General features: G+C 63.1%; 6 protein-coding genes. 5 read left to right on the top strand and 1 reads right to left on the bottom strand.

What is annotated here, in order from left to right; translation table 11 throughout:
• From ABW137_RS20200 to ABW137_RS20180, 5 genes are all read left to right on the top strand, one after another.
• The coding region (locus ABW137_RS20200) for an NAD(P)H-dependent flavin oxidoreductase (RefSeq protein ID WP_526403216.1) at nt 1-420 on the top strand (420 nt) is incomplete at its 5' end.
• Nucleotides 396-1,652, top strand: a complete 1,257-nt coding sequence (locus ABW137_RS20195) for a CoA transferase (RefSeq protein WP_526403215.1) — start codon at nt 396-398, stop codon at nt 1,650-1,652. The genes ABW137_RS20200 and ABW137_RS20195, both read left to right, overlap by 25 nt.
• Nucleotides 1,645-2,868, top strand: a complete 1,224-nt coding sequence (locus ABW137_RS20190) for a CaiB/BaiF CoA transferase family protein (protein WP_526403214.1) — start codon at nt 1,645-1,647, stop codon at nt 2,866-2,868. Before ABW137_RS20195 ends, ABW137_RS20190 begins: the two co-directional genes overlap by 8 nt.
• Before the next feature lie 8 nt (nt 2,869-2,876).
• Nucleotides 2,877-3,470 carry an FAS1-like dehydratase domain-containing protein gene (locus ABW137_RS20185; protein ID WP_526403213.1) on the top strand — a complete coding sequence of 198 codons (594 nt, stop codon included), beginning with the start codon at nt 2,877-2,879 and terminating at the stop codon, nt 3,468-3,470.
• Between the two features lie 13 nt (nt 3,471-3,483).
• Entirely contained in the window at nt 3,484-3,948 is a 465-nt protein-coding gene (locus ABW137_RS20180; RefSeq protein WP_526403212.1) for a hotdog family protein, read from the top strand.
• A 33-nt stretch (nt 3,949-3,981) separates the two neighbouring features.
• On the opposite strand, the gene ABW137_RS20175 is transcribed toward ABW137_RS20180, so the two are convergent.
• Nucleotides 3,982-4,281: a hypothetical protein gene (locus ABW137_RS20175; RefSeq protein WP_526403211.1), complete on the bottom strand. Its 300-nt coding sequence runs from the start codon at nt 4,279-4,281 to the stop codon at nt 3,982-3,984.
• Between the last annotated feature and the right edge of the window lies 1 nt (nt 4,282).

Here is a 4,282-nt window from a genome sequence, read left to right as displayed (position 1 = left end):
CTGGCTGGCGGTGTGTGCACTGGCGGCGGTATCCGCGCTGCACTTGCATTAGGAGCTGATATGGCTTGTGCGGGAACCCGATTCATTGCCACGGAGGAATCCGGCGTTGTCACCGAGCACAAAAAGATGCTTGTCGACGCCGATCTGGCCGACATCGTCTGGAGCGCGGATATTTGCGGCATCGCCGGAAACTTCCTGCGGCCCTCACTCGTCGCTTACGGCATCGACCCGGATTGCCTGCCACCGTTGGACGCGGCCGGGCGACCGACTATTCCACGAGATATCAAGCCGTGGAAGATGATCTGGAGCGGCGGGCACAGTGTCGCGGGGATCAGCGATGTGCCGACAGTCGCTGAGCTGGTGAGCGAACTCCACCGTCAGTTCGCCGATGGCTTATGTGCAGTGGGCGGCAAACCATGACATTTCTTGACGGTTACCGGGTGCTCGACCTCACCGATGCGCGCGGCCTGCTAGCCGGCCGCATCCTCGCCGATTTAGGTGCCGATGTGGTGCAGGTTGAACCCGCGAACGGCTCCAGCGCGCGCAGTCGCGCACCTCGTTCCGGCGAAACCTCCTACCTTTGGGAGGCATTCGCTGCCAATAAGCGTGGAATCGCCGTCGACTTCGATTCGCCTGACGGCGTTCGCGCTGTCCGTGACTTGGCGGCCGTGGCCGATGTTGTCTTGGAAAGCGCGGGCGTGGGGGTGATGGCAAACCGGTCGTTGGACTACGACGATTTGCGTTGCCTCAATGAGCGCCTGGTCTACGTGTCCATCACCGCGTTCGGCCGCAATGGGCCCAAGGCCGCCTACGCCGAATCTGACTTGGTGGTGTGGGCTGCCGCGGGCTTGGTCGCGGTTCATCGCGACGGTGATCGACCACCGCTGCGAATGTCGTTGCCTCAGAGTTATCTTCACGCTGCCGCTGATGCCGCATCCGGTGCGCTGCTGGCGTTGCTGGCGCGGGAACGGACTGGACGTGGCCAGTTGGTGGAGATCGCAGCCCAAACGAGCGTGTCGTGCGCCACACTGGGGTCGGTGCTGGCTGACGCGGTGGGCGACGTGCCGCGGGATCTGGAAACTGGGGCGCCTACTCGCGTCGATCAGTCCGGCAGCGGCTCAGGGACCGCCTCTGCGCTCAAGAAGTGGCAGTGTGCGGATGGCGTGGTGGAGTTTCATCTCGGCATCGGGCCGGCAGCGGGCCGGTTCACCGGTCCGTTCTTCGCCTGGATGGTTGACGAGGGGATCGGTGTGCAACGGTTCGCAGCTTTGGACTGGCGCGCCGTGCCCACCATGATGCAGGCCGGAGAGTTCACTGACGACGATATGGCTGCGGCGCGCGCAGCTGTCGCAGACTTTTTGGCGACCAAGACGAAATCAGAAGTCCTACATGCTGCCCGAGACCGCAAGCTGCTCTGCGTTCCGGTGTACGACACCACAGACGTGCGCACCAGCGAGCAACTCTCAGCGCGTGATTACTTCGTGCCTGTCGGTGACGGTGACCGTCGACAGTTGATTCCGGGCCGGTTCGCGACCGTCGACATCGGTCCTGTGACACCGTCATTGCCGGCCCCGACACTGGGCGAGCATTCCGACATCGTCGGACGCGAGTGGCTCGGCAAATCGCTACGGGTCGGAGCTGGTCGTGATTAAGCCCCTCGACGGGCTCCGCGTCCTCGATCTGTCCTGGGTGGTGGCGGGCCCGATGATCGGCAGGGCACTGGCCGATTTCGGTGCCACCGTGGTGCGGGTCGAATCGTCGGCCAGGGTCGAGACCGCGCGTTTCATGCCGCCCTATCACGGCGGGGCGGTCACAGTTGAAAGTTCGGCGCTCTACGGCACATGCAACGCGGGCAAGCTCGGTATCGAGGTGGACCTGCGCACTGATCGAGGACGACGCGTCGTGCGGGATCTCGCCGATTGGGCCGAGGTCGTTGTGGAGTCCTTCTCCCCTGGCATGGTCGCACAGTGGGGTCTGGACTACCCCACGCTCTCCGCCGAGCGAGACGACCTCATCATGATCAGTACGTCGATTAACGGTCAGACCGGACCGATGGCCAAGCTGGCCGGTTTCGGCAATGTCGGATCAGCGTTGGCGGGTCTAACCGACATTGTCGGCTGGCCCGACTCGATCCCGTTCGGGCCGTTCGGTCCCTACACCGATTTTGTTGGACCGCGATTCTCGCTGGCAACGCTGCTTGCAGCGTTGTTGCACCGTGAACGCACCGGTAAGGGTTGCTATATCGACGTCTCTCAAGTCGAAGCCGGGGTGTTCTTCACGTCACCGGAAATAGCCGACAATGCCGCCAACGCCACCGTGGCACAGCGCATGGGCAATGCCGATCGCGATTTTGCCCCCCATGGCGTCTACCGCGCACTCGATGACCCCGACACCGCTGACGCTCAACGCTTCGTCGCCATCGCTGTCACGACCGACCAACAGTGGGCTGCTCTGGTGGAGTCGATGGGCAGGCCGGACCTGGCCGCCGATAGCGCACTGACGACCGCCTCCGGCCGGTTGGCACGCTCGAGTGAGCTCGACATTGCCGTCGCCGGGTGGACTGCGACGCTCGCGGCTCGCGATATCGAGGCCGCTCTGCAATCGGTGGGCGTACCCGCTCACATCGTGGCGACAAGCAGGGACTTCTGCACCGATCCGCAGGTGGTTGACCGGGGACATCTGGTGCGATTACCCCACCCTTTGCACGGCAGCACAACGGTAGAGGGGCCACGCTATCGACTCTCTGACACCCCAGGTGCGGTCCAGAGAGCGGCGCCGACGATGGGCCAGGACACCGACTACGTCCTGCAGAAAGTGCTCGGATATTCCGCCGACAAAATCGCCGAATTCCATTCCGACGCGAAATGAGGACACTCGTGCCAGCTGAAGACCGCGCTGATCCCTCTGATAGGACGTGGCGCGGCGCCTGGGACGCCATGATTTCTGCGGTCGGCACCGACCTTTCCGACGGCGACATCGTGTGGGGAGCCGATGCGGTGGAACCGGGCACAATCCGACGCTACTGCGAACCCCTGGAGTTGGGTTGCCTGCTACACCACGATCCCGCAGTGGCAGCGAAATTCGGGTATACCGATGTGATTTCGCCCTACACAGCGGCGCTGTCGTGGACGGTGCCGGCGATGTGGCAGCCGGGCCGGCCGACGCTGTACGACACCCCCGAGCGCGACGCGCAGCCGGCGCGCAGCCCGATCAACAATCCCGATCCTGGACCCGCCCCACCAACCACGGGATTCTTCGCCACCGATATGGAACTGGATTTTCTGCGCCCGGTCCTCGCCGGTGAGCGCCTCGGGAAGCGCGGGCAGAAATTGTTGTCGTGCGCGGTCAAAGAGACATCGGTGGGCCGGGGTGCCTTTCTGACGTTCGAAAGTGAGATCGTCTCGGACAAGGGCGATGTCGTGGCTAGATATCGCAATGGTGTCTATGCCTACAACCCGCACCCGAGCTGAACCTGCCGAGCCAATGAACTTTGCAGCAGAGCGCTCCGCGGGCGCATCGACCCGATACTTCGACGAAGTGCGTAACGGCGAACAGCTGCCGACCGTGACTTTCACGCTGCCGATCTATCGGTTGGTGGTTGCTGCCGGCGCCAATCGCGACTTCAATTCCATCCACCATAATGCGGATTACGCGAAGAGCACAGGCGCCCCGGATATGTACGCCAACGTGTTGTTCTTACTCGGAATGTGGGAACGCATCGTCAGGGATTGGATCGGCGAAGGTGGAACGATCAACTCCCTCAAGGGATTCCGCATGCGGAGGTTCACTACGGTGGGGACAACCGCGACGATATTTGCGCACGTTGCGGATAAACGAATCGAGGACGGGATGGGCATCGTCGTCCTCTCTGTGCGCACCGAGGATACCGATGGCATCACCGTCGGGCCGGGAACGATAGAAGTGGCATTGCCCCTTCACCGGAACTGAGGTCGCAGGGGATGACTCCTGCCTGCCTTCCACTCAGTCGCTCGCCGGCAACGGCTTGGCCTCCTTGAGGCTCATCAAATCAGTTCCCACGCTAAGGGCGCCGGCACCGGACTTGGTCACCAGCACCTCGGCGCCGTCTTCGCCGACGTAACGCTTACCCATGATGGTGCCGCCGGAGAACGCCGGATCAAGGGTTACCTCGTCGGTGTCTTCGACGTCGATGGGCACCATCGGTGCGCCCCCGGCGCGGAGTTCGGCCAGACTGGGGGCAGACTTCACCACAATGACCTGCGTTTCGCAGACTTGGCTTCGCAGGCGGGTGCCGTTTTTGATC

It is taken from the genome of Mycobacterium sp. (assembly GCF_040509115.1).
Lineage (GTDB): Bacteria > Actinomycetota > Actinomycetes > Mycobacteriales > Mycobacteriaceae > Mycobacterium.
This window is presented reverse-complemented; position numbering and strand designations above follow the sequence as displayed.

What these genes read in the sequence shown, in the direction of transcription:
- ABW137_RS20195 (WP_526403215.1), top strand. Translation starts at nt 396, where the DNA reads ATGTGCAGTGGGCGGCAAACCATGACATTTCTTGACGGTTACCGGGTG.
- ABW137_RS20180 (WP_526403212.1), top strand. Translation starts at nt 3,484, where the DNA reads ATGAACTTTGCAGCAGAGCGCTCCGCGGGCGCATCGACCCGATACTTC.